At 66.2% G+C, this 20,712-nt stretch carries 25 protein-coding genes and 1 tRNA gene; 11 read left to right on the top strand and 15 right to left on the bottom strand.

Translation table 11 applies throughout. The features are described from left to right. Window positions 1–137: 137 nt before the first annotated feature. Together GH681_RS01600 and GH681_RS01595 are read left to right on the top strand one after the other, a co-directional pair. Window positions 138–213: transfer RNA gene (locus GH681_RS01600), tRNA-Thr, on the top strand. Window positions 214–271: 58 nt separating this feature from the next. Next, window positions 272–709 carry a hypothetical protein gene (locus GH681_RS01595; RefSeq protein ID WP_228111736.1) on the top strand — a complete coding sequence of 146 codons (438 nt, stop codon included), beginning with the start codon at window positions 272–274 and terminating at the stop codon, window positions 707–709. Window positions 710–721: 12 nt separating this feature from the next. On the opposite strand, the gene GH681_RS01590 is transcribed toward GH681_RS01595, so the two are convergent. Further along, a complete protein-coding gene (locus GH681_RS01590) occupies window positions 722–1,006 on the bottom strand; it encodes a helix-turn-helix domain-containing protein (RefSeq protein WP_153159704.1) in 285 nt (94 codons plus the stop codon). 313 nt (window positions 1,007–1,319) lie between these two features. Between GH681_RS01590 and GH681_RS01585 the strand changes: the two genes are divergently transcribed. Further along, the gene (locus tag GH681_RS01585) at window positions 1,320–1,607 is read left to right on the top strand and encodes a hypothetical protein (RefSeq protein WP_153159703.1); all 288 of its coding nucleotides are present in this window, start codon (window positions 1,320–1,322) and stop codon (window positions 1,605–1,607) included. On the opposite strand, the gene GH681_RS01580 is transcribed toward GH681_RS01585, so the two are convergent. Further along, window positions 1,608–2,624, bottom strand: a complete 1,017-nt coding sequence (locus tag GH681_RS01580) for a restriction endonuclease (protein WP_153159702.1) — start codon at window positions 2,622–2,624, stop codon at window positions 1,608–1,610. It abuts the gene before it with no gap. A gap of 343 nt (window positions 2,625–2,967) precedes the next feature. Between GH681_RS01580 and GH681_RS01575 the strand changes: the two genes are divergently transcribed. The 7 genes from GH681_RS01575 (at window position 2,968) to GH681_RS01545 (ending at window position 8,234) form a co-directional block, all read left to right on the top strand. Beyond that, the gene (locus tag GH681_RS01575) at window positions 2,968–3,264 is read left to right on the top strand and encodes an AlpA family transcriptional regulator (protein WP_228111735.1); all 297 of its coding nucleotides are present in this window, start codon (window positions 2,968–2,970) and stop codon (window positions 3,262–3,264) included. A gap of 2 nt (window positions 3,265–3,266) precedes the next feature. After that, window positions 3,267–5,348, top strand: a complete 2,082-nt coding sequence (locus tag GH681_RS01570) for an AAA family ATPase (RefSeq protein ID WP_228111734.1) — start codon at window positions 3,267–3,269, stop codon at window positions 5,346–5,348. Window positions 5,349–5,783: 435 nt separating this feature from the next. Beyond that, a complete protein-coding gene (locus tag GH681_RS01565; RefSeq protein ID WP_062832575.1) occupies window positions 5,784–6,299 on the top strand; it encodes a hypothetical protein in 516 nt (171 codons plus the stop codon). Continuing rightward, entirely contained in the window at window positions 6,289–6,537 is a 249-nt protein-coding gene (locus GH681_RS01560; RefSeq protein WP_153159701.1) for a hypothetical protein, read from the top strand. Before GH681_RS01565 ends, GH681_RS01560 begins: the two co-directional genes overlap by 11 nt. Further along, window positions 6,512–6,958 carry a hypothetical protein gene (locus GH681_RS01555; RefSeq protein ID WP_153159700.1) on the top strand — a complete coding sequence of 149 codons (447 nt, stop codon included), beginning with the start codon at window positions 6,512–6,514 and terminating at the stop codon, window positions 6,956–6,958. The genes GH681_RS01560 and GH681_RS01555 overlap by 26 nt, the downstream gene beginning before the upstream one ends. A gap of 225 nt (window positions 6,959–7,183) precedes the next feature. Further along, window positions 7,184–7,966 (top strand): hypothetical protein, encoded by a 783-nt coding sequence (locus GH681_RS01550; RefSeq protein ID WP_228111733.1) that lies wholly within the window; start codon window positions 7,184–7,186, stop codon window positions 7,964–7,966. After that, the gene (locus GH681_RS01545; protein ID WP_153159699.1) at window positions 7,959–8,234 is read left to right on the top strand and encodes a hypothetical protein; all 276 of its coding nucleotides are present in this window, start codon (window positions 7,959–7,961) and stop codon (window positions 8,232–8,234) included. Before GH681_RS01550 ends, GH681_RS01545 begins: the two co-directional genes overlap by 8 nt. Window positions 8,235–8,368: 134 nt before the next feature. Here the strand turns inward: GH681_RS01545 and GH681_RS01540 are convergent, their stop codons facing one another. Then, window positions 8,369–8,623: a hypothetical protein gene (locus tag GH681_RS01540; RefSeq protein ID WP_153159698.1), complete on the bottom strand. Its 255-nt coding sequence runs from the start codon at window positions 8,621–8,623 to the stop codon at window positions 8,369–8,371. Window positions 8,624–8,773: 150 nt separating this feature from the next. On the opposite strand from GH681_RS01540, the gene GH681_RS01535 reads away from it, so the two are divergent. Next, entirely contained in the window at window positions 8,774–9,235 is a 462-nt protein-coding gene (locus GH681_RS01535) for a hypothetical protein (protein ID WP_153159697.1), read from the top strand. Between the two features lie 91 nt (window positions 9,236–9,326). Here GH681_RS01535 and GH681_RS01530 read toward each other — a convergent pair whose 3' ends face one another. The 12 genes from GH681_RS01530 to GH681_RS01475 all read right to left on the bottom strand — a co-directional run bounded on the left by GH681_RS01530 (window position 9,327) and on the right by GH681_RS01475 (window position 20,704). Next, window positions 9,327–9,845 carry a hypothetical protein gene (locus GH681_RS01530; protein ID WP_153159696.1) on the bottom strand — a complete coding sequence of 173 codons (519 nt, stop codon included), beginning with the start codon at window positions 9,843–9,845 and terminating at the stop codon, window positions 9,327–9,329. A gap of 147 nt (window positions 9,846–9,992) precedes the next feature. Continuing rightward, the gene (locus GH681_RS01525; protein WP_153159695.1) at window positions 9,993–11,237 is read right to left on the bottom strand and encodes a tyrosine-type recombinase/integrase; all 1,245 of its coding nucleotides are present in this window, start codon (window positions 11,235–11,237) and stop codon (window positions 9,993–9,995) included. Between the two features lie 394 nt (window positions 11,238–11,631). After that, complete coding sequence (locus GH681_RS01520; protein WP_153159694.1) at window positions 11,632–12,435, bottom strand: hypothetical protein; 804 nt, start codon at window positions 12,433–12,435, stop codon at window positions 11,632–11,634. A gap of 1 nt (window position 12,436) precedes the next feature. Next, complete coding sequence (locus tag GH681_RS01515) at window positions 12,437–12,958, bottom strand: YmfQ family protein (protein ID WP_153159693.1); 522 nt, start codon at window positions 12,956–12,958, stop codon at window positions 12,437–12,439. Further along, window positions 12,955–14,004: a baseplate J/gp47 family protein gene (locus GH681_RS01510; protein WP_153159692.1), complete on the bottom strand. Its 1,050-nt coding sequence runs from the start codon at window positions 14,002–14,004 to the stop codon at window positions 12,955–12,957. The genes GH681_RS01515 and GH681_RS01510 overlap by 4 nt, the downstream gene beginning before the upstream one ends. After that, complete coding sequence (locus tag GH681_RS23505; RefSeq protein ID WP_228111732.1) at window positions 14,001–15,188, bottom strand: phage GP46 family protein; 1,188 nt, start codon at window positions 15,186–15,188, stop codon at window positions 14,001–14,003. The genes GH681_RS01510 and GH681_RS23505 overlap by 4 nt, the downstream gene beginning before the upstream one ends. After that, window positions 15,188–15,739 (bottom strand): phage baseplate assembly protein V, encoded by a 552-nt coding sequence (locus GH681_RS01500; RefSeq protein ID WP_153159691.1) that lies wholly within the window; start codon window positions 15,737–15,739, stop codon window positions 15,188–15,190. Before GH681_RS01500 ends, GH681_RS23505 begins: the two co-directional genes overlap by 1 nt. Further along, window positions 15,736–16,845, bottom strand: a complete 1,110-nt coding sequence (locus tag GH681_RS01495) for a phage baseplate assembly protein (protein WP_153159690.1) — start codon at window positions 16,843–16,845, stop codon at window positions 15,736–15,738. The genes GH681_RS01500 and GH681_RS01495 overlap by 4 nt, the downstream gene beginning before the upstream one ends. 45 nt (window positions 16,846–16,890) lie before the next feature. Continuing rightward, on the bottom strand, window positions 16,891–18,102 hold the full coding sequence (locus GH681_RS01490) for a DNA circularization protein (protein ID WP_153159689.1): 1,212 nt from the start codon (window positions 18,100–18,102) through the stop codon (window positions 16,891–16,893). After that, a complete protein-coding gene (locus GH681_RS01485) occupies window positions 18,102–19,898 on the bottom strand; it encodes a phage tail tape measure protein (protein WP_153159688.1) in 1,797 nt (598 codons plus the stop codon). Before GH681_RS01485 ends, GH681_RS01490 begins: the two co-directional genes overlap by 1 nt. 114 nt (window positions 19,899–20,012) lie before the next feature. Next, window positions 20,013–20,354 (bottom strand): hypothetical protein, encoded by a 342-nt coding sequence (locus tag GH681_RS01480; RefSeq protein WP_153159687.1) that lies wholly within the window; start codon window positions 20,352–20,354, stop codon window positions 20,013–20,015. Next, window positions 20,354–20,704 (bottom strand): phage tail tube protein, encoded by a 351-nt coding sequence (locus tag GH681_RS01475; RefSeq protein WP_153159686.1) that lies wholly within the window; start codon window positions 20,702–20,704, stop codon window positions 20,354–20,356. The genes GH681_RS01480 and GH681_RS01475 overlap by 1 nt, the downstream gene beginning before the upstream one ends. Between the last annotated feature and the right edge of the window lie 8 nt (window positions 20,705–20,712).

Genomic DNA, 20,712 nt, shown 5'->3' with positions numbered 1-20,712 from the left:
CGGTAGAGCAACTGATTCGTAATCGGAGCGTTGCTCTAGACAGTCTGGTCTACAAGGCAAGCAGTACAAGGCTTCGGGAGTTCCAGCGGCGTAGCCGCAGTGACGAACGAACACAGTTTGAACAAGTTTCGGTTTTAGCCGGTGTAGCTCAGTTGGTAGAGCAGCGCATTCGTAATGCGAAGGTCGTAGGTTCGACTCCTATCTCCGGCACCACTTGAAGTAGAAGGGCCGCCCACTCGGGCGGCCCTTTTGCTATGGAGGCTCGGCAGCGATGGCAGACAACGGGAACGGTAACCTGACCTTAGACCCCCAGCTCACGGGCAACGTGGGGCTGTACTACTGCTGCTACCGCCTGTCCCTGCTTGGGTGGAACGTCATGCCGACCGCCCGCAACGCCCGCGGCGTCGATATCATCGCCTACAGCCGCGACGCCTCCCGCTTCGTCGGGGTCCAGGTCAAGGCGCTCAGCAAGCGCAACCCCGTGCCGCTCGGCACGAGCCTCGACAAGATCATGGGCGACTTCTGGGTCATCGTGAACAAGGTTGCCACGCCCACGCCATCCGCATTCATCCTCCTGCCGTCTGAGGTGCGCGAGCGTGCCCACCGGGGCGAGAAGGACGGCCGGGTGTCCTACTGGCTGCAACCGACCGACTACGAGCAGGCCCCGTTCCGCGAGGCATGGGAGCGCATCGGCCACGGCGGCGTCTGAGAAGGTCTCGCGTCAGCGGCGACTTCTCGTTTTCTTGTCCCTCGGGAACAGTCCTCTATCCCGCTTCTCCAGATATTCGCCAAAAAGCTCCAGCGGCGGGACACCAAGCGCTTCGGCGAATTCCACCAACTCGACAGTGTCAATCCGACGCTCCCCACGCTCACACTTGGACACGAAGGTCTGGGTGTTCTCAAGGCGCTCTGCCAGTTCGACCTGTGACACGCCCATACGCTTGCGAGCCGCCTTGAGGACGGACAGCAAGAGCTGGTAGTCAGTATTGTGGGTCGATTGGGACATAGCGTAGTGACTCGAAGGTCAGTGCACGCTAAAGTCCGTGTTGGATTAGTCCAAAATCGACTATTTATTGGCGTAAAGGGGAAATATGAAGCGGACAGCTGTTCTTCTATTGGTCGTTGCGGCTCTGGCCGGATGCTCAACCACCTCTGGCACTGGTCCCACGGTCAGCCAGAGTGGCTTTGACGGTGCTCGCGTCGTCACCATCAACCCGCACGGTAACGCCTGCAGGTCGATGACCTGCACAGGGCTAGGCGCGCAGTGGAACTCGAAGCGCCCAACCGACTCGGTCCTAGTCGTCAGCCTCTTCAATGAGGTGAAGGCGATCATCGGCGCGCAGCTCAATATCGACGGGAAGGTCTACGACCTATCCAACGCGCAGCCCTTCACCAACTTCAGCGACTTCGGCGCGGCGACCAAGGAGTCGCGCAAGGGCTTCATCGTCTCGACCGACCTGATCCGCAAGATCACGACATCACAACGGACGTGGCTGAGGGTGACAACCACGGCCGGCAACTTCGAGGATGCCGTCATCGACGGGCAGACCGACAGCAAGGCTTACCACGCCCTCAGGCGCTTCCTGGCGTCGGTGGATCAGGGGTGATTATCTGACCCGCTGGGGCGAGGGTAAAAACTCCGGTGTTGTGTGCGGCTGAAAATAGAAGATGTGGGACACCACCTTCTGCCGAAAGGCTAGGTCCAAAGCGGCCGAGAAGCTCGCCACGTTCGCTGTGACCTGCTCCTTCCGCAGCAGCCCGCGCCAGTGAGGCCGGTCATCGTGGGGTGATTCCCAGCTCAGAAGGCGAACCAGAGCCGTGTGGGCGAACTGCATCCCCTCGTCCCCAGCGACGAAGTGCAGGTGGATGTGGGAGTCGGTGTGCTCCTCCTTGTCCTCCAAGTCCCATGCGGTGAACAGCGATTGGACCTCGCCGTCCAGGTCTGTACGGCGGGCGCCCTCGCGGTCGGTGAAGCCCACGTCGTCAATGGTCATCGCCCACTGCTCCGCGTAGCCATCTGCGGTCTTCTGAGTGCCGAGCAGTTTGTCCTTGCGGAAGCGGAGATGTACCCCCGCGCCAGCACCGATCTTGTAGGCGACGTCGCCGGCCAATATGCCGAGCAAGTTCTCCTGCATCGCAGTATTCAGCGTGATGTTGAAGTTCTTGGTGGCTTTCTTCATGTGCCGCGCCTCGAATAGCATCCAGACGCTGTGGAACTTCCACGCGATCAGTAGAGGCATGCCCACCAAGTCGGCGTAATTCTGCAAGCGCTTCAGGTAGTCGGGCTTGAAGGACAGGGGCTTGTCGTTCTTCGACTTCACCTCAATCAACACGGGGGACTTGCTGGTCTGGGTCGAGAACTTCGCCAGCAAGTCGGGCACTTGGAATTCTTGCTTGGAAGCTACGGGCACCTGGTGCTGGTCGAGCTTGTGCAGGAGCTGGCACTTCCCGAGCCAAGCGCACACGACTGAGAACTCGTCCTCGACCGGCAGGCCGATGTCCAGGCGACGAACCCGCTCGGCCACCGCCTCAGCGTCCGCCTCATATCCTAGCTCCGCCAGAACGTCTTGGATGAGCCTCGGCAGGTCAGGCGGCGCCTCCTTCTTCTTGAGTTCTATCTCCATGGTGTGCCCCATCTCAACGACCAAACATAGAAGGATAGCCGCCGACCCGGTAAGCACGGTAGAGGGAGGACCTTCAGGTCTCACCAGACGGCCCGTGTCGAGCCCGGAGGTCTTGGCCTAGGCGCATAGCAGCGCAGACCCATTCGGCGCGACCTAGACTCATCTGGGCGACCGGCACAACGTTGGTGTTGCTGCGGGCCGTCCCATGGCACTATGTGAATCAATCGGTCCAGCAACTGGTCCGAGGATCGCCAGCGATGGCGGTCAGAAGTGCCTTCGGCGGCAAGAACAGCCGAGGCCCTCCCCACGACAACGGGGAGCAAGGGCCCGATCTGCGAAGCAGATGTCCCCCAGGTGGCACGTCGCCCCGCGGGGAATCGCTGATCGGAGCCCCACCATGGCCACCTACTACCAGTACACCCCCGGCCAACTGAACGCCGACGAGCTCGCCAAGCTCCACGCCCTGCCCGACGACGCGCTCCTCACCGCCCAAGAGGCGGCCGAGGTTCTGCGCATCAAGTACACGACCCTCGCTTGGTATCGCTGCAACGGCGGCGGACCCGCGTTCGTTCGCGTCGGCCCCAAGGTCATCCGCTACCGCATGGGTGACCTCCGTGCCTACGTGACGACGGGAGGCTGAGCATGAGCGCGAAAAAGAAAACGCCCACGGGGGACGAGTCCGCGGGCGCTAAGGTCGATCAAGCAGAGGACGCGAGCATGCAACAGCTCACGGGATCAAATCATGTCGGAGCCCGCCGCGCGCTCGAACCATCGTTCGCCGAGATGGCCCGCTACCGCGAGGCCGGCTTCGACCTGATCCCGCTGCACGCATGGCACAAGAAGGACCAGCGCGGCCGGGATCGCGGCAAGTCGCCCATCGATCCGACGTGGCAGCGCCGCGCCTACTCCGCCGACTCCGTGCTCGAACGCGCCCGTCACAGCGGCCTGAACGTCGGGTTCCGCATCCCGGCCGACGTGGTCGTGCTGGACGTCGATCCACGCAACTTCCCCGATGGACGCGACAGCCTCGCCGAGGTAACGGCCGCGCTGGGCATCGACACCTCGGTCGCCCCGCACGTCGTGACAGGCAGCGGGGGGCACCACTTCTACTTCAGGAAGCCCGCCGACGCGCAGACGCTGGAGAGCCTGGAGCAATTCCCCGGCATCGAGTTCAAGACGCTCGGCAGGCAGGTGGTCGCGGCCGGCTCCGTCCACCCGTGCGGCGGCGTGTACCGCTGGGACGACTTCTCGCCCGACTTCGCGGACATGCCCGACCTGCCGGCGACGGCGCTTGATGCCGTGCGCCGCCCCGTCCGCGAACACCTGGGACGCGAGGCAGGCGAGCTCACGTCGCGCCAGCTTGAGGGTGCGCTCGAATGGCTCGACCCCGAGGACTTCCAAGACCACGACGGAAAGTGGCTGCCGCTGATGATGGCGTGCCACCACGCGACCAGCGGCGAGGGGCGGCAGGAGTTCATCGACTGGTCCACGCAGGACCCGAAGTACGCCGACGACGCCTGGCGCATCGGCAACAAGTGGGACTCGCTGCACGCCCACGCGCCGCGCGGCGAGCCCGTGACCGCGCGGCTGCTGCACAAGCTGGTCCATGAGGCCGGCGGGCAAGTCCCGAACCCCGACCCCGAGGACGACTTCGACGTGTGGGACGGCCCCGACGAGCCCCCGCAGAAGCAGACCCGCTGGCACTTCCTGACCATCGACGAGCTGGAGGCGCTGCCGCCGCCGAAGTGGCTGATCCCCGGTGTGCTCACCGAGGGCAGCCTCGCGGCGATCTACGGAGCCCCGGAGTCGGGCAAGTCGTTCCTCGCGGTGGACATGTCGATGGCCGTGGCCGGGGGCATGGACTGGCACGGGCGCGCCGTCGAGCGGGGAGCGGTCCTGTACATCGCGGCGGAGGGTTTGCCGGGCATCGGGAAGCGGGTGCGCTCCTGGAAGCTGAGCCACGCCGCGCAGGGACGTGCGTTCAGCCTTCGTTTCATGAGTGACGAACTTAACCTAGCCACCGAGAAGGACGGGGCCGTGCGCGCCTTCGTGAAGGCAGTGGCCGATGAGCTCGGGCCGCTGAGGCTGATCGTCATCGACACCCTGAACCAGACGGCCGCAGGCGCAGACGAGAACTCGGCGAAGGACATGAGCCGCTACATCGCCAGCATGAAGCGGCTGCGTGACACGACCGGCGCGGCCGTCGTGGTCGTGCATCACTCGGGCAAGGACGCGAGCAAGGGCATGCGCGGCAGCACGGCGCTGCTGGGCGCGATGGACACCACCGTCGAGGTGGAGCGCGACAAGGACAGGCGCTCGATCAGGGTTGCCGTGCAGAAGCAGAAGGACGCCGAGCGCGAGGGGCCGATGCACTTCAACCTGGAGAAGGTGGCGGACTCCCTGGTGCTCAGGCCGACCGTGATGGCCGACGCAGCCTCCGACTTCGCGGATGAGGCGACGCCGAGTGATGGACTTCTTGCCCTGGCCTGCGAGTTGGGCGCGACGGCCGGCACGCTCAAGGCAGCCGACCTCACGGATGCCGCAATCAAGCGCCTGGGCTTGAGCAAGAGCTCGGCTCAGCGCGCGGTGGCAGACAAGGTGCCCGAGGGACGCATCGACGCCGTGCGGGCAGCATGGGACGGTCGCCACTTCTGGCTCTGGTGCGAGCGCGTCGGCAAGCACTCGACGGCGCCGAAGGTGGTGCGCGTGGAGGCAGCCGTATGACGACCCCGCGAAGTCTCCTGAAGTCTGATTTTGGAGTCTCAAGACTTCGGAGACTTCAGCGTCGGCGCGAAGTCTGAAGTCTGTTCCGAATCAACAGCTTATGCGACCACTCAGCGCTGAGACTTCGGTCGAGATTTCGACCACGGCAGACGAGACTTCACAGCTTTCACTTTCTTAGAAAGTGAAAGCGAAGTCTGCCCGGAGTCTGCTTTTGAATAACCCCTTCAAAAAGGGAATCGCGGTGGTCGAACGCGCCTGACCTGCTGCGCCGAGACCTTCGCGCGCGAGGCCAACTTCCCCGGCCGCCTCACCCCCTGATCGTCGATTCGAGGGCCAAGACCCTCCAAGCCGTTGATGCGCTTGAAAGAACGATGGCGTGCCTGCGCGCATAAGCACGACACGATAACTCCGTAAGCCATTTTTCGGAGAACAGACGTGAGCCGCCCATCGATCCCCAACACCTTCACGCCGGAGAGGAAGGCGATCTTCCTTGCGGTGCTGGAGGACACGGCGAGCCCCAAGGCGGCGGCAGCCGCTGCGGGGATCGTGCGCTCGACGGCCTTCTATCACAAGGCCAACGACCTGGAGTTCCGCACGCAGTGGGAGGCCGCCGTCGAGGTGGCGCTCGACAGCCTGCTCGAAGAGGCCTACCGGCGTGCTGCCGTCGGCGTCGATGAGCCTGTCATCCACCAGGGCCGCGTCTCGACCGTGGCCGACCCCGCGACCGGCGAGGAGCGCCCGCTGACGGTTCGCAAGTACAGCGACCGGCTGATGGAGGTCCTGCTCAAGTGGCGCTACGGCGACCAGATGGCGGATCGCCTGCGGGTCAAGGTGGACTCCACGGGCCTCGACGCCGAGGCGCTGCTGCGCATGTCGGCCGACGAGCGCAAGGCGCTGACGGGGCTGCTCTCCAAGTACCACGCGAACAAGGAGCAAGACGATGACGAGTGAGACGCTGACCGTCGAGGAGGCCCTGCTGCGCGCCGAGCAGATCGACCGCAACCTCGACGCCTTCGACGAGACGGCGCCGAAGGCGGTCGCAGCGATGGGCGGGCGCGATGCCCTCGCCCGCAGTTGCGAGATGACCTGCATCGGCCCGATCCCGCGCATCGACGCGGACACATGGCAGGCCATGTCCGACGAGTACGAGGGCAGGCGCGAGCATGGCGCTGTCAACCGCGGGCAGTAACGGGCACGCCGTCGGCGTCGAGGTCGATGGGGTGCGATACCCCAGCGCCCGGCAGGCGGCGGAGGCGCTCGGCCTGCCCACCTCGACGGTGCAGCGGCGCACCCACAACCCGAACTTCCCGAACTACCGCTGGCTCGGCGCGACGCCGGGCAAGCGTGCGGTCCACGACCCCGGGAACTGCCTGCTGGCGAAGGCGCTCATCGAGCCGACGCCGTGGCCACTCGACGGAGGCGCGCGACGCGCCAACGTCCTAGACCCCAACTTCGACCCGCCGCGCGTCATCCGGCGCGTGGGCTGGGTCAGGTGCATGCGGTGCCAGCGCTTCCACTTCAGCGGCGACGTGGCCCGCGCCCGCATGTGCCTGGACTGCGGCGGCGCCGGCGGCATGCCGACCGGGCCGCGTCCCGACGCGGACGCCTGACTCTCCATCGGCGGGCGAGACGCCCCCAAACCCTTGACGCGCAAGCCACCGCGACGGCGGCAGCGAACGGGGGAACACGGTCGGAGAACGATGGCGTTCTCGGCCAGCGCACCACGACACATTGAAAGCATCCGGTCAGCGCATTGGCGCGCATGACCACCCCGCGGCTGGGGACGCGCTCGAAGGCGACCGGAGGACCCTCAACCTCATAGGAGCCAACGAGCCATGAACCTGAACCAAGTCTCCCCGCTGCTCAGCCCGCAACAGATCGGCGAGCTCGCGTCCAACCTGGACGCCATCCACACCCGCGCCCTGAAGGCCATCGAGCGCCTGCAGAAAGATGTTCAATCCCGCAAGATTGAAATCTCAAAGCGTTGGGGGGTATCCATCGGGCATGCTGGAACAGACGGCGGTCAGCATCAACTGTCTCCGTCCGACGTAGCTCGCTGGAGCGCGATCCCGAATGCAGACAGGGCACGCATGGCTCAAAACGAAACCCTGGCCGCCGTTCGCCAGATCAAGGACAACTCCGCCAAGGAGCTCGACAAGCTGCTGAAGGACGCGGGCGCGCCGCACGCTCAGCTCGTCTCGCAGCGCGAGTTCTTCTCCAGCCCCGCCAAGGTGCTGGCCCGCGCCGCCCTCGGCGACCCCAAGCGCACCGAGTACCTGCACCAGCTCGCCTACGCCGGTCCCGCCGAGCTCGGGCACATGGCCCAGGTCGCCGTCGCCACGCAGAACATCCCCCTCGCTTCCGCGCTGCTGAGCCTGCTGGACCGCATGCCGTCGAAGGACCGCCCGGTCGGCCCTGCCGAGCTCGCCGCCGCGATGAAGCTGGACGACTACCTGAAGGTGCAGGAGTACATTAAGCTGGGCGACGCGCGCCTACAGGGCATCCTCGTCGCGATCCGCACCTGGAACCAGGGCAAGTCGAACCCGCTGAACACCGTGCAACTCGCGCTGCGCGAGCAGGCCATCGACCGCGACCTGATCGGGGGCGGCGATGAATAAGCTGGATCACTACCCGGCGCATCACCCCGTGGCCCTCGCACTCACCGGGCTGGCGTGCGCCCTGCGCACCGGCTGCGCTGTCATCGACGCCCTGGCCGAGCGTGCCGCCTGTGTGGGCGTGCCCTTTGGCTGCGAGACCTTCGACGACGCGGCCTCACTGGCCGGCGTGCCGTACTCGCGCCCGCTGGACCTGTACGTGGACCGCGATACCAAGCTCCGCGCCGACGCCCTCCCTTTCGACCGCCTGCATCAGGCGTTCATGCACTGAGTTTGGTGCCAGCGGTCGGGGTCGGAACAGAGGCCGAGGTTGCCCCGGCCGTGCTTCGGAGGGGATGCCCACAAGGCATCCCCTTCTTTTTCATGCGCTTACGGATCACGGCCCGCTGATGGACAGTCAGTAGGTCACTTGAGAGCTGATGCAATTTGGCCGAACGCCTCTTTGCTCTTGGTCGTAATGTCGAGTGACAACGACTTTTCGCCGGAGACGAATGCGTCAGCATACTCAACAAAGGTACTCAGTCCCTTGGGGTCTTCATCGAAAATTTCGGCAATCTCGGTAAGAGACATTTTTTGCTGGAGCTCTTTCACGCGAGCATAGTTCGTCACCAAACGTGCCATGCCAACGGGGTCTTTTGCGATGCGGGTAAAGGTGCTCATGGGTATCTCCAAATGAGAAGTTGATAAACCCGCCCACGACCGCAGACGGCTTCTTTAGATGATGGCTAGAAATGTTTTTTCAAGAGGAAGGGCTCCCGAATCCCCACGAACACGACCTAATGACCTCACACCCAACCACCGGAGCGTGAGATGAACCTGCAAGAGATGAGCATCAAGGACCTGCTGGCCCTGCACAACGAGATAGCGGACAAGCCGGCCGGTCCCAAGACCTTCGCGACCCGAGGCAAGCTGCTCGAACGCATCGGTTCGATCATCGAGGCCAAGAGCATCGACCTCGCGTCGTTCGGGCAGCCCAAGGCTGCCGAGGTGACCGAGCCGCGCGCACAGCCGCAGGCCGATGCTGTCGAGACCGCAGACGCGCCGACAGAGACCGAGAAGAAGCCCGTCGGCAAGGGTATCGGCCGACTCGCCCGCGAGCTGCTGATGGACCCCGCAGGCTACCCGCACGGCGTCATCGCCGAGATGGTCAACGCGCAGATCGAGGGCGCGCAGGCGTCCGCCAAGTCGGTCAGGTGGTACGCCCACGACATGCGCAAGAAGGGTGCTGCGGTGCCCGAGCGTCAGCGGGTGGCCGAGAGCGATCCCGTTTGACCGCGTGCTCCCGTCGTGCATGGAAAAAGGCCACCTCAACGATGGCCCTTTCGTTTCATCGCCTTGGGCGCGATAGCGCCCCGATAGAGGATCAGGCAGCGCTCGCCCGCTTGAAAAGCGACAAGGCAGATTGGAAGCGGCTGGACAGGTGCTCGATGGACTTTCCGAAGTCCTGACCGAGCTTGAACAGCAGGGCGTCGTGCAGATTTTCCCGTGCGTGTCCGATCAAGTCCTCGGCCTGCTGTGCGGGGTCGCTGCGAAGAGCCACGCTGCCGAAACCGCCTGCGTAGTCGGTCAAAGCGTGCAGGAGCCAATCGTTCCCGTAATGGGCCCGCAGCGCGACGTAAGCCTCAAGAGACGGGAAGGGGCAACCCTGGCCGAGCACCAAATCGCTGGGCTTGGTGCTGAGCGGGTCGTCGTAGGACTCGAATACGGCAGGAGAGCCGACCAGCTCCTCGCACGCCTGAAAAAGATCGTCGGGATCGGTGATGCCCTGCTCGCTCATGATCTTCTCTGCCGCCAAGGCGCGGATGCCAGACGCGAACTCAAGCTCCTTACCCAGCAGGACCAGATGCTCACGGATGGCTTCGATAGTTTTGATGGTGTTCATGCTCGTAATCTCCAAAAAGTAGGTTGGTGAGACGCCCGTCCGAAGTGGCCTACCTCGGGGAGCACCTCGTTCAAGTAGCGCGCTGGAGAGAAGTTTCATGCGCCGATCAAGTGCGCGTCCACCAACGTTTGCATCGGCGCGTGCGCGCTACGCCAAGGCCAATTCGTTGATTGACGGCGCCTCCTCGGCGCTGGTATCGGCCGGCTCATCCTGTTTGAGGCGCGGGGGCCACTCACCCTCGGTCCATTGCAGGCCCAGCGCGTCGAGCACGTAGGCGCTCGCCTTCTCTTGGTAGCCGCGCAAGTGGTCGAGGCTCGGGTTCAGGTAGCCCATCGTCACGTTGCCCGCCGCGTGGTTCAGCAGGAACTTCAGCTCTGCGATGGGTACGCCCGCCTGCAAGGCGAGGGTGGCGTAGGTGTGCCGCAGGGCGTGGCCCGTCAGTCCGTCGAGTTCCCATTGCGCGACCTCGGCGACGTGGCCCGACTTCGAGTCGGCGGGGAACAGCCAAGGGCTCTTGCGGTGCAGGCGGGGCGACTCGCTCTGCCGCTGGCCGAGCAGGTCGGCGAGAGGTCCCGACAGCGGGAGGTCGAAAGCGCGCTGGGCGCCCCCCTTGGGCTTCGGGACGTGCAGGCGCTTCGTGCCGAGGTCGAGGTCGTCGATGCGCGCCTCGCAGGCCGACGTGCGCCGCATGCCCGTCAGGATCATGAACAGGTGTAGGTCGCGCCGCACGGGATGCAGGGCGAGCACCGCCTTGCCCCATGCCCTCAGCTTGTCGGCGTTGGAATCCACCTTGCGCCGACGCAGGCCGTGGTAATCAACGTTAGCGGTCGGGTTCGCGGGCAGTTCGGGATGCTCCCGCAGACCACGGTTATAGACGGCGCGGAAGATGCGGAAGACGGTGTCTGCGGTCGAAGCTCCGTGCTTCTCGGTGATCCTGCGGTGGCGCTCACGCACGCCCGCGCGATCCGTGCCGATCTCGGCCAGCGCCTTGTCGAGCCAATCGGGCAGGTACTGATCGCAGCAGTAGCGGTAGTCATCCTTGGTCCGCGGGGACAGCGGCTTGGCGGCTAGGTGGAGGTCGAGCGCGTCGCGCAGGGTGATGCCGCGCGCCTTGGCCTTGCGCCGCTCCTCATTCGGGTTCGCGCCGCCGCGCATCTCGACCAGCGTCTTGCGGGCGAGGTCGCGCGCCTGTTTGGCGTCCATCGATGGGTGGTCGCCCAGCTTCGTGCGGACCTGCTTGCCGTTGACGAGGGACTGAACGTAGAAGCTGCGCTTCGTGGGGGTGACGATCAGGTAGAACCCGCGCATCTCGGTGTCGGCGTGAAGTACCGACTTGCCGCGCTCAGGTGTAGGGCCGCGCTCGACGAGCGCCTGGGTGATTTTCGACTTCATGTGTTGGCTCCAGGTGACGGGGCCACGGCGCGAACACGGTTTTGCGCCACAACGTGCTGTGTTCAGTCACGTCGTTTCTGCCCCTGTAGAGCCATTAAGTCGTGTATTTCCTTCGTTGTAAGCGCCCCTGAACCATCTGATTTCAAATCATGGCATACTGTGCGCGTGCCGATTCGTAATCAGTAGGTCACCAGTTCGATTCCGGTCAGCAGCACCAATAGAAACAAGCGCTTAGGCCAATCCTCCGGGGTTGGCCTTTTTGCTTTTTGGGGTTGTGTAGCCACTGTGTAGCCAAATCCGAACGGTCATGTAAGCGCGCGGGACATTTGGCGCAGATTTGCGGGACATTTGGCACCGCAAAATCGTTACAAAACGGCCGCAGGTAACGACCGTCTCACAACTTGATGCAGCACAAGTAAGCGCGGTTCAGAGGGCGGGATTCTGCCCCACCGGAGGCGTCCGTATTGAAGGTGTGGTGATGCACCGTTCCGGAAGACCCTGTCAGCGCCGGATCGCCCCCCTCTGAAGATGGGCTGACCCTTATCGTGCCCGTCGCGACGTTCAGCGAGACATCCGAAGTCGTGCCAGAGTGGGTATGCGACTTGTTCTCCGAGTCCTGGTGAGAGCCAAGCACACGCCCCCCATCAACCCCGCGGCCGTTGTCCAGAGAGCGCAGGAAAGCGGCCCGCATGTCATCCAGCGGGAGTCGCTTTCCTGCCGCAAAATCAGCCGCTGCCGATGCACCGCGGGTGGTCGGCAAGCCGCTGCTGTCCTGAATAGGCGCCGCGGTGTTATCCGATTCCGTCCAGATGAGCTCAAAAAGGCTTGCGGTGTCAGCGTTCGCCCTAACGGTCGCCCCTGATCCGGAACTGCCAATCGTGCCGCTTCGCAGCTCGACCCATCCTGCAGGAGCCGTCGAGCGCCGATGGTGCATGATGGCGCCTGTTGGGACGCCAGAGGAAGCGACGTCCACCATGGCGGCGATCGCCTGAGCGAGCAAGGTCAGATCGCTTGCGTCAGGCGTCAAGCCTGCGCCTACGATGACGTTGCGCAGGCTCTCGGTGATCATGTGAAACCAGTACGGCCCAGCCTGTGTGGGCGACTGCCCAACAGCGCCGCCCCGGGGATAGCCTGACTCGGCGCCGGCGGGGAGGGCAGGCGGCGTGGCGCTGGTGTGGCTGGCGTAGAGACGATCCATGTCAGTAGTACTCGAAGTGAACAACGGTGTGCGCCGGCTTGATGCGGCCGATCAAGGCCTCAAGCGCCGACTGAGGTAGTGCGCCTGAGTTTGCCGTTGCGCGCACACGCCACGCAAACGCCCAGTCGCCGGTGTAAAGCGGATAGTCCACGTCGCTCTCGACGGTGTGCGGCCGGTATTCGGTGACGGAGGCCGTGTAGCCCATTGCCGCGGCCAAGGTGACGTAGTAGGCGGCCGACTGCCCACCTACCGCAGTGAGTTGAGCGACCACCGCGGCCCTCCGCTGGGCGGTCGAGAGCATGCCGGCATCCAGCCCGGCTACGCGCTCCCAGTCTGCGAGCAGGGCGCTCGTGGTGCGCGGGTCGGCCTCGTCGATGAGGCCGGCGGCGTAGGTGTGGAGGCGCGCCAGGGTGTCGCCGAAGGCCTGCAGCAGGCGATGGAACACCCCGCCGGGCGCAGGCCGCCACGCAAGCCCACGGGGCAGCAGCGCCGCGAGCTGCTGGCGGTAGTCGTCGGCGTTCATACCCACGTGATCGCTCCCAGCGTTGGCATGTAGCCTGGCGCCGTCACCACGTCGGCCGCGGGCAGGGTGATCGTGCTGTCCTGCTCGCCATCAGCCAGCGAGACGGCCTCACGGATGCGGGAGATCGGCAGCACGCCACCCGGCACCGCATCGCGCAGAAACAGATCGGCCAGCTCAGCCTGAACATTGGCGCGGACGGTCGGTGTATCGGGCACGACGTGCAGGGTGATGTTCACCGGCTGGGGTATCGGCGCGCGAGCCTCGAACGAGGCCGTCACCGGCCGCCGGGCGTCGATGTAGGTCTGCACGGCCAACACCTCGGCGGCGTCCGGAATGATGCTCAGGTCGCTGTCACGCACGAAGACCACCCACACCTCACCCGCCTGGCCGGCATACACCCAAGCGCGGGTCACGCCCGGCACCTCGAGCGCCCAGGCAATGTAGTCGGCCTCGGAGCCCCCCATCGGCGGATTGCGGATGCGGGCCAGCAGCCGGGCGCGCAGCGCCTCGTCCGACTCCGCATCCGCGCCGCCGGTGATCGCGCCGGTGGCGACGACGCCAGAGGCGCCCAGGCCCGAAACCGGAGACACCAGCGACACCGCCACGCCAGCCACCGTGTTGCCGCCTTGGCCGGCCTCCTGGGCCTCGACCGACAGCGTTACCGCGCCGCCGGCCACCGTGCCCGGCAAGGCCGTCTCGAAGCGCACGCCGTCCGAGCGTTGCAGCACTGTGCCCGCCGGCACCACCGTGCCATTTGTGCCCGTCATCAGCACCTGGCCAGCGGCGAACTCGGCGGCCACGCGGGGCACCGTCAGCCAGATGGACGCCCAGCGGTCCAGATACTCCGCATCTGCGGTATCCGGCATCACCTGGCGCGCCAGCCAGGCCACGAAGCCATAGACACCATGCACCGCACCGGCCAGCACGCGCGCCAGCACGTTGAGATTGGTCCGCCGCACCTTTGCGTCGGCGCCAGGCAGGCGGCTTTCGATGTCGCCCTCGGCCTGTGCGATCAAATCGGCGAGGGCCGGTCTCGTGTAGCTCATGTTGCATCACTCCAGAGGGATTCAAAGCGCAGCGCCAGGGCGTTTCCGGCGGGCTTCAGCACGCGCACGGACAGCGCCAGCACGCCATCGCGCGGATTGGTGGCCTGCACATCGACGGTGGAGGCAATACCGTCCGTGACCAACCATTGCAGCGCCTCCTGGGCATACTCCCGGGCGCGCACCAGGTTCTCCCGGGTCTGCTTGGCGGGCCACACCAGCCACAGCCGAGAGCCCATCGACTCCCCGGGGTAGGCGGGCCATGCATCGCCCCAGTAGCCGCGGCGGTCGGTGTCGCCGTGGGGCAGCGGGTCATCCATGCGAGCGCGCGCGTCGGTGAACAGCGACAGGATCACGGCCGTGGTGAGGCCCTCGTCGGTGGCCAGCAGCATGCTCTCGATGGCGTAATCCGCCGCCTCGCCACCCTGAAACACCGTCCGTACGTCGCCCCGGGGCAGCAAGGGCGCAGGGGCGAGGCCCTGTGCTTCGTCGTCGCCAGGGCCGGGCACTGCAACCCCGTCGGCAAGCAGCAACACCGTCTGTGACCACAATGGATCTGCCGCGCCCGTGGCAGAAAGATCGAACGGCAAGCCCGCGCGGCTTGCTCGCGTGATGCGCAGGCCGGCCAGCCGGCAGGTGGTGTAAGCCCAGTCATCGGCGGCATAAACCGACCCGCCGACGAGGAGCTTGCCCGCCGGCACCGAATTGACGTTGAACGCGGTTTCCGTGCCCACCACCGCCCCATCCACCGACAAAGTGCACAGCCCTGCCGAGTCGATGTCATAGCGCAGCTTGCGCCACCCGGGGATGGGCGATGGAAGCGGGAAGCGGGCATACGACGGCGGCCCGGGGCAGATCGACGGGTCATAGGCGTTGGAGCCAGACAGCGCGGGCACCTGCGTGCTGGAAACCCCATCGAACAGCCGGCCGCCGTCGAAGATTGTGTTTCCGTAGGGATACACGCCCGGCGTGTAGATCCCGAGCGTGGCCGTCTGCCACACGATCAGCTCGATACAGGCCGGCCCGGTCCCCCACTTGAAGTCATCCGGGTTGCCGGTCACCTCAAGGCACCCAGTCCCCACAAAATCCAGGTACTTGCCACCCTCAACGCCGGGGGAATCCACCGTCGCCGGCATGGCGCCGAGCGCAGAGACCGCATGCCGTCCAGTCAGGTCGATGTACGCCATCACATCACCGTATCGGGGTTATCGCCGGGCAGATGGTGCCCGCCGTGATTGTTGTAGGCATCGCGCATGGACTGCACCGAGCCCACACCGTCCGACACGCTCCCGGACGCCACAATGTTGCCGGTCACCTCCAGGTTTCCGATCACCCGCACTACAGGCGCCGTCACGGTCACAGCGACGGCCGCGGTCACCTCGATGGAGCCGTCCGCCTTCACCAGCACCACTGCCGTGCGATCCGCGTTGTGCATCGCGGCCTCGCCGGGCTGCAGGCCAGCCAGGCGCGAGCGACGATCATCAACGGCCACCAGCACCCCTTGGTCGCGCGAGCCGTTCAGGCTGATGAACACCCCCTCGGCGCCGGCCCGCGGCACGCTGGTAAAGCCGAAGTTCTGGAAGCGCTCCACGTCGTCCCGCGCCTCGCCCTCCAGCAGCGCCACCTGGGCCGTCTGCAGCTTGCCGCCGTCCGCAATGCCCTTCAGCACGGCGCGGGCGGCGGCCAGGCGGATGCGGCGCGCCAGTGGCGCCAGCGCCTTCATCAGCTCCCGGCTCATAGCGCGCTCCAGTCGTCGCCCTTTTTGCGTTTCTCGCGCTGGGTCTTGTGGTTCAGCTTCGCCTTGAGGCGCGACACGCCGATGCCGTCCAGCAGCTCGAAAGCCTCGCGGCGGCAGATGGTCAGATCCGTAAAGGTGCCTTCCTCGTCGAGTCGATAGTTACAGCCCACGATCAACATCGGCGCATCCAGGTACAGCGTGGGCGAGCGCACCGTCACCAGCACGTTGGGTGCCCACAGGGCGCCGTCCGACCGGCGCCAGCCTTGCACCGTGACAATGCCGCGATTGCCCCGGCCCGCCCGCACGCTGGCCTCCCAGCGGGCACGATCGGCCAGGGTGGCCGCCGTGCCGTGGTCCTCGGCCAGCACGATCAAGGGGCGGTAACGGTCGATCACGTCATCCGCGCCGGCGGCGCTGGGGCCAGCCGCCTGCTCCCCGAAGAAATCGTCCGTGGCCCGTGCCTGCCCCTTGACCACGATCCGGCTGTAACGGTCCTTCCAGCTAAAGGACGCCCGGCCGGCAAGGATGTTCACCCCTTCCTCAAGGGTCACCGGCGCCAGCGTGTTGCCCGCGCGAGTGATCACCAGGTTTCCCGCGCCGTCCGACACCAGCAGCACTGCGCGAAGCCGCGCTGCACGCTCCAGGCACTCGAACACTGTCTCACCCTGCTGAATGCTGAAGCTGGCGAAGCGCTCGCCCACATCCGCCTGCACCACCACGCCCACGCCAAAGGGCTTGAGCAGGTCGCGGGCGATGCTATCGAGGGTCACCCCGCGCCACTGGCCAGACTTGTAGATCGCGCTGCAATCCACCAGGTCGCCGGTTGAATCCCGGCCCTCCACGCGCAGCTGCGACCCCTGATCCTCAAACGAGGGTTCAGCCACATCGACGTAGCCGGACATCACCCGCTCACCAGCCAGGCGCAGCTCGCAGCGCGCGCCAGGCCGAACAGGCCAGGCGGCCTGCTGGCCCGCCCAGCGGTCAGTCACTTCAAGGGTAAAGGTGCCGGCAACCTGCTCGATGGAGCGCGACACGGAAAGGCGTTTCCAGCCCCCGTAGTAGGCGCCACCCACAAGCAGCTCGGCAGAATCGGATTGCGTAGCCATGCGGACAGGCTACGCGGGCGCTTGGCCCGGGCCGAGTAACAGCCGTTACTGCGCGTCGCGCAGGTATTCGATGGACACCCCGCCCGGCACGAAGCCCGGGTGGCGAACCGCCAGGGGATTGCGCGCAATCAGCGCCTCATCGCGAGACGCATCACCATAGAGCCGGTGCGCCAGCACCAGCGCCGGCAGCGTTGCACCCGGCGTGTAGCGGGCCACGCGCGCCAGGTCGGCGCCACGGGCCGAGATGTCGCGCACCAACGCGGCGCGCAGGGCAACGATCGGCAGGTAGGCCGATTCGTCGGCCTCCATCGCCAGCGCATCCAGGTTGTCGCCCAGATCGTCGCGCAGGCTCACCGCCTGGTCGTAGCTCTCGAACTCCAGGCCGGCCACCACCTCCACCGCCTCGGACATGGCAGACGCCACCACGAGAGACGAGATCGCCGCCCGGTTTGTCGAATCCTGCAGGCGCGACGGCGTGGCGCCAGCGCCGCCAGATCCGCCCGACAACCGAAAGCCGAACAACTGGCGCAGCGACGCCAGCGCCCCGGACGGCACCGCAGCCACGCCCCGCACCCCGCCCACGGCATCCTGAATCCGCGCCGCCAGATCTGCCGGCGTGTTCATCAACGCCCCGGCCTGGCCCGTCACGTTGCGCAGCTCGGCGTTGAACTCACTCAGGATCGACGCATCGGCCAGCAGGCCGCGCCGCGCGTTCTGCACCGCCGTCATCGCATCGCGGATGCCCTGCGCCGCGCTCACCCGCACGAAATCGGGCTTACCCGCCGCCGCAAAGCGCTTGGCGAAATCCGCCCGGGCCTGGGACTTCACCGCCGTGGCCGCCTCACTCAAGGCACCCGCCGTGTCGGCCCGGGCCTGGGGCTGGGCGTTACCGACAGCCTCCACAAAATCCAGGCTGAAGCTCGCCATGCCGCCTTGGTCGGATGGCGACTCCGAGATCCGCACCGGCCCGACCAGACTCACCGTGCGCCGCCCGAAGAACGGATGCACCAGCAGCCCCGGCCCCTTGGCCTCCAGCGCGGCGATCAGGCGATCGCGCACCTGGTCGTAATCCACCCCAACCAGCACGCCATCCACGGTAAAGCGGCGCGCCGCGCGCCCCATGTCTTCGGGCCACGGATCATCGCGCTGCGGGTATTCGTGCAAGGCCGTGCGGCGCCCCACCTGGGCATCCGAACGGCGAACGGCAAACTCCACACCCCGGAAGCTCGCCCGCTGGTAACGCTCACGCCAGGTCATTACGGCCCCATCATCGTTGCGCCGGCGTCCACCGGCAGCGTGACACCCTTCGTGCCACTGGTCGCACGCACCGAGGTCACCGTGCCCGTCTGATCCACCTTGATGCGCACCTCACCCTTGATCGGCACCGGCTCTTCGGTCAGGCCCGCACGATTGGCCGCCTGGCGCGCCGCAAAGCGGTCGCCGAAGTTCAGCCCGATGAAGCCCAGCAGCTTGTTGAGCGGGCCTTCTGCACCGCCGCGAAGTGCGTCAATGCGCGCCTGGTCGGCCTCGGTGTTGCCCGCCCACTTGGTGGCCCCGTACATCACCGCCAGCGGCGCAGCAGCAGCCGCGGCCGACCCGGCAACGGCGCGCCAGCCAAAGCGGGATGCGGCCGCAGCGCCGCCGGCAGCCGGGCCACCCGCGCCCATACCACCGACAGCATCCCCCATGCCGCCGCCTGGCATGTTCACCACAAACACCGGGGTCACCCCCGCGGCAGCTTCCAGGGCCTTGCCCGTGGCCAGCCCCGCGGCCGTACCCCCAAAGCGGCCAGCGAGCGCGCTAATCCCCTTGCCGCCGTAACGGGCCGCCAGCGCCGTGCCCGCCACGAGGCCGGCGCCACCCAGCACCATCTCTTCACCACTCAATGCCAGGCCGCCATCGGCCTTGCCCGCCAGGCCCCACTTGATCACGTTCTGCAGGGTGTCGTTGATCGGGCGCGCAAAGTCGTCGGCAGCCCGGCGCAGCTCGGCGCGCAGGCGGCCGGTCTGGTCCACCGCGTTGCTGATCGCCTGGGGCAGATCCCGCTCCAGAGTGCCGCCGGCCGTCTTGATGTCGTCGGTAAAGCCGCTCACCTTCGTCAGCATGTCGCCCTGGAAGAGCGTGCGCAGGCCCTTGATGGTTTCCAGGTCGGCCTTGCCGAAGGCCTTCTGCATCCACAGCGCCCGGTCCTTGTCGGTGCCTTGCTTGTCGAATTCCTTCTTCAGGTCGGCCAGCACCTGCAGCGGGTTGCGCCGCTCGCCGGTCTTCTGGTCAAAGAAGCGCACGCCCGTGGCCTTGGCGGCTTCCTTGGCGTAGTTCAGGTTGGTGAAGAGGCGCAGCGTGCTATCGGCCAGCGTGGCCAGCCGCTCAGGCTGGCGCTCAATCAGCGACAACCCTTCAATGAAGGCCAGCGTCTGCTCGAAGCCCATGCCCCCCGATGCGGCATTCACGCCCACCCGCGCAAAGATGTCCGCCAGGTTCTCCAGCTCGGCGTTACCCTTGCGGCCCGCCGTGGTCATCTTGTCGAGCAGGGTAACGGCCTGGCCGGGCTTGGCCAGGTCAAAATCAAACGCCGTGGCCGCCACGGTCAGCGAGCTGGTGAGCTTGTCGGCCGAGGCCCCCGTCACCGCCATGGCGGTATTCACCGCACCCACCACCGGCACCGCCTCGCGCAGCGCCAGGCCCGAAGCCACCGCGTTGGCAAAGCTCACCTGCAGCTGATCCACGTCCTGGCCCGTCTTCCTGGCCATGTCGAAGAACTCGGCCCGCAGGTTGCGCACCTCGCCGGCGGTGAGGCTGGCGTTCTGGCCAACCTGGCCAAGGCTCTTGTCCATCTTGGCCGACTGCACGGCCAGCCCTACGGCGGTTACCCCGCCCACCACACCGGCAATCTGCCCCTGCACGCTGCGCATGGTGCCGCGCAGCGCCTCGAATTCGCGCTTGGCGGTGTCGGTGAAGCGCTTGACGCCGGCGCCGCCCTGGTTGAGCCCGCGCACGAAGTTCGCGGAGTCGGCAAACAGGCGCAGCGCGAGGGAGAGGTTACGGTCGGCCATGGTCGGAAGGCGGCGCGGTCAGGATGTCCAGATAGTGGAAGAACTCAGCCGGGTGGAGCGCCAGAATCTCGGCGCGGCTCCACCCGGTTTTCATGGCAAGCAGCAGAACCGCGCTCAGCTTTGCCCGGCGCTGGGCGGTTCGGCTTCCCCCACGGCTTCAAGGGCCTGCTGGGCACCACGCAGCACCTGCCAATCGGCGGCCTTGAGCCCGCGGATCATGTTGATGGTGAAGGGGCCGGCAAACTCGCCCGCCCGCTCCAACTGCAGGCACAGCAGCTGCGCATTGAAGCCAATGGGCGTCATCGCGCTGGCCTCCTGCTCGGCGTCGATCAGGTCGGCCACCGTGTACTCGCGCAGCACAAAGTCCAGCGCCGGGCCGCCGGGCACCGGAATGCCAAAGGTCAGCCTGCCAACGGCCTTGCCATTGACGATCTCGAATTGCTTGCCCTTGGCCATCACGCCACCTCCTCGCAGCGCATGCCCTGGAACACCAGCTGCACCTTGCCGGCCGACAGCTCCAGCGCCCCCTTGCACCAGGCCTCCGACAGCACGAAGCTCTTGCCGGTGTCGGTGTCAAAGCTCACCGTCTCGCTGGTCATCGCGTTGAAGTCGCCGAGCTTGATGTCGGCGCCGTGCAGCACCGAGCAGGTCACCTCGGGGATGGAGGTCGATTCGGTGTAGCCGGCCACGCCGGTATCGGCCACCACGCCCTCCCGCGAGAGGCCGCCCGTCTTGAGGGTGGCGCCGGGCTCGGTGCGCAGGCGCTGCCCCCGCACGGTGATATAGGCACGTCCAGTCAGTTGCATGATCGGTC

The organism is Zoogloea sp. 1C4 (assembly GCF_009469605.1).
In the GTDB taxonomy this organism is placed as follows: domain Bacteria; phylum Pseudomonadota; class Gammaproteobacteria; order Burkholderiales; family Rhodocyclaceae; genus Zoogloea; species Zoogloea oryzae.
The sequence above is the reverse complement of the archived record's forward strand: the minus strand, read 5'-3'. Positions and strand labels throughout refer to the sequence as shown.

What these genes read in the sequence shown, in the direction of transcription:
- GH681_RS01595 (WP_228111736.1), top strand. Translation starts at nt 272, where the DNA reads ATGGCAGACAACGGGAACGGTAACCTGACCTTAGACCCCCAGCTCACG.
- GH681_RS01590 (WP_153159704.1), bottom strand. Translation starts at nt 1,006, where the DNA reads ATGTCCCAATCGACCCACAATACTGACTACCAGCTCTTGCTGTCCGTC.
- GH681_RS01580 (WP_153159702.1), bottom strand. Translation starts at nt 2,624, where the DNA reads ATGGAGATAGAACTCAAGAAGAAGGAGGCGCCGCCTGACCTGCCGAGG.
- GH681_RS01575 (WP_228111735.1), top strand. Translation starts at nt 2,968, where the DNA reads ATGTCCCCCAGGTGGCACGTCGCCCCGCGGGGAATCGCTGATCGGAGC.
- GH681_RS01570 (WP_228111734.1), top strand. Translation starts at nt 3,267, where the DNA reads ATGAGCGCGAAAAAGAAAACGCCCACGGGGGACGAGTCCGCGGGCGCT.
- GH681_RS01560 (WP_153159701.1), top strand. Translation starts at nt 6,289, where the DNA reads ATGACGAGTGAGACGCTGACCGTCGAGGAGGCCCTGCTGCGCGCCGAG.
- GH681_RS01555 (WP_153159700.1), top strand. Translation starts at nt 6,512, where the DNA reads ATGGCGCTGTCAACCGCGGGCAGTAACGGGCACGCCGTCGGCGTCGAG.
- GH681_RS01550 (WP_228111733.1), top strand. Translation starts at nt 7,184, where the DNA reads ATGAACCTGAACCAAGTCTCCCCGCTGCTCAGCCCGCAACAGATCGGC.
- GH681_RS01545 (WP_153159699.1), top strand. Translation starts at nt 7,959, where the DNA reads ATGAATAAGCTGGATCACTACCCGGCGCATCACCCCGTGGCCCTCGCA.
- GH681_RS01540 (WP_153159698.1), bottom strand. Translation starts at nt 8,623, where the DNA reads ATGAGCACCTTTACCCGCATCGCAAAAGACCCCGTTGGCATGGCACGT.
- GH681_RS01535 (WP_153159697.1), top strand. Translation starts at nt 8,774, where the DNA reads ATGAACCTGCAAGAGATGAGCATCAAGGACCTGCTGGCCCTGCACAAC.
- GH681_RS01530 (WP_153159696.1), bottom strand. Translation starts at nt 9,845, where the DNA reads ATGAACACCATCAAAACTATCGAAGCCATCCGTGAGCATCTGGTCCTG.
- GH681_RS01525 (WP_153159695.1), bottom strand. Translation starts at nt 11,237, where the DNA reads ATGAAGTCGAAAATCACCCAGGCGCTCGTCGAGCGCGGCCCTACACCT.
- GH681_RS01520 (WP_153159694.1), bottom strand. Translation starts at nt 12,435, where the DNA reads ATGGATCGTCTCTACGCCAGCCACACCAGCGCCACGCCGCCTGCCCTC.
- GH681_RS01515 (WP_153159693.1), bottom strand. Translation starts at nt 12,958, where the DNA reads ATGAACGCCGACGACTACCGCCAGCAGCTCGCGGCGCTGCTGCCCCGT.
- GH681_RS01510 (WP_153159692.1), bottom strand. Translation starts at nt 14,004, where the DNA reads ATGAGCTACACGAGACCGGCCCTCGCCGATTTGATCGCACAGGCCGAG.
- GH681_RS23505 (WP_228111732.1), bottom strand. Translation starts at nt 15,188, where the DNA reads ATGGCGTACATCGACCTGACTGGACGGCATGCGGTCTCTGCGCTCGGC.
- GH681_RS01500 (WP_153159691.1), bottom strand. Translation starts at nt 15,739, where the DNA reads ATGAGCCGGGAGCTGATGAAGGCGCTGGCGCCACTGGCGCGCCGCATC.
- GH681_RS01495 (WP_153159690.1), bottom strand. Translation starts at nt 16,845, where the DNA reads ATGGCTACGCAATCCGATTCTGCCGAGCTGCTTGTGGGTGGCGCCTAC.
- GH681_RS01490 (WP_153159689.1), bottom strand. Translation starts at nt 18,102, where the DNA reads ATGACCTGGCGTGAGCGTTACCAGCGGGCGAGCTTCCGGGGTGTGGAG.
- GH681_RS01485 (WP_153159688.1), bottom strand. Translation starts at nt 19,898, where the DNA reads ATGGCCGACCGTAACCTCTCCCTCGCGCTGCGCCTGTTTGCCGACTCC.
- GH681_RS01480 (WP_153159687.1), bottom strand. Translation starts at nt 20,354, where the DNA reads ATGGCCAAGGGCAAGCAATTCGAGATCGTCAATGGCAAGGCCGTTGGC.
- GH681_RS01475 (WP_153159686.1), bottom strand. Translation starts at nt 20,704, where the DNA reads ATGCAACTGACTGGACGTGCCTATATCACCGTGCGGGGGCAGCGCCTG.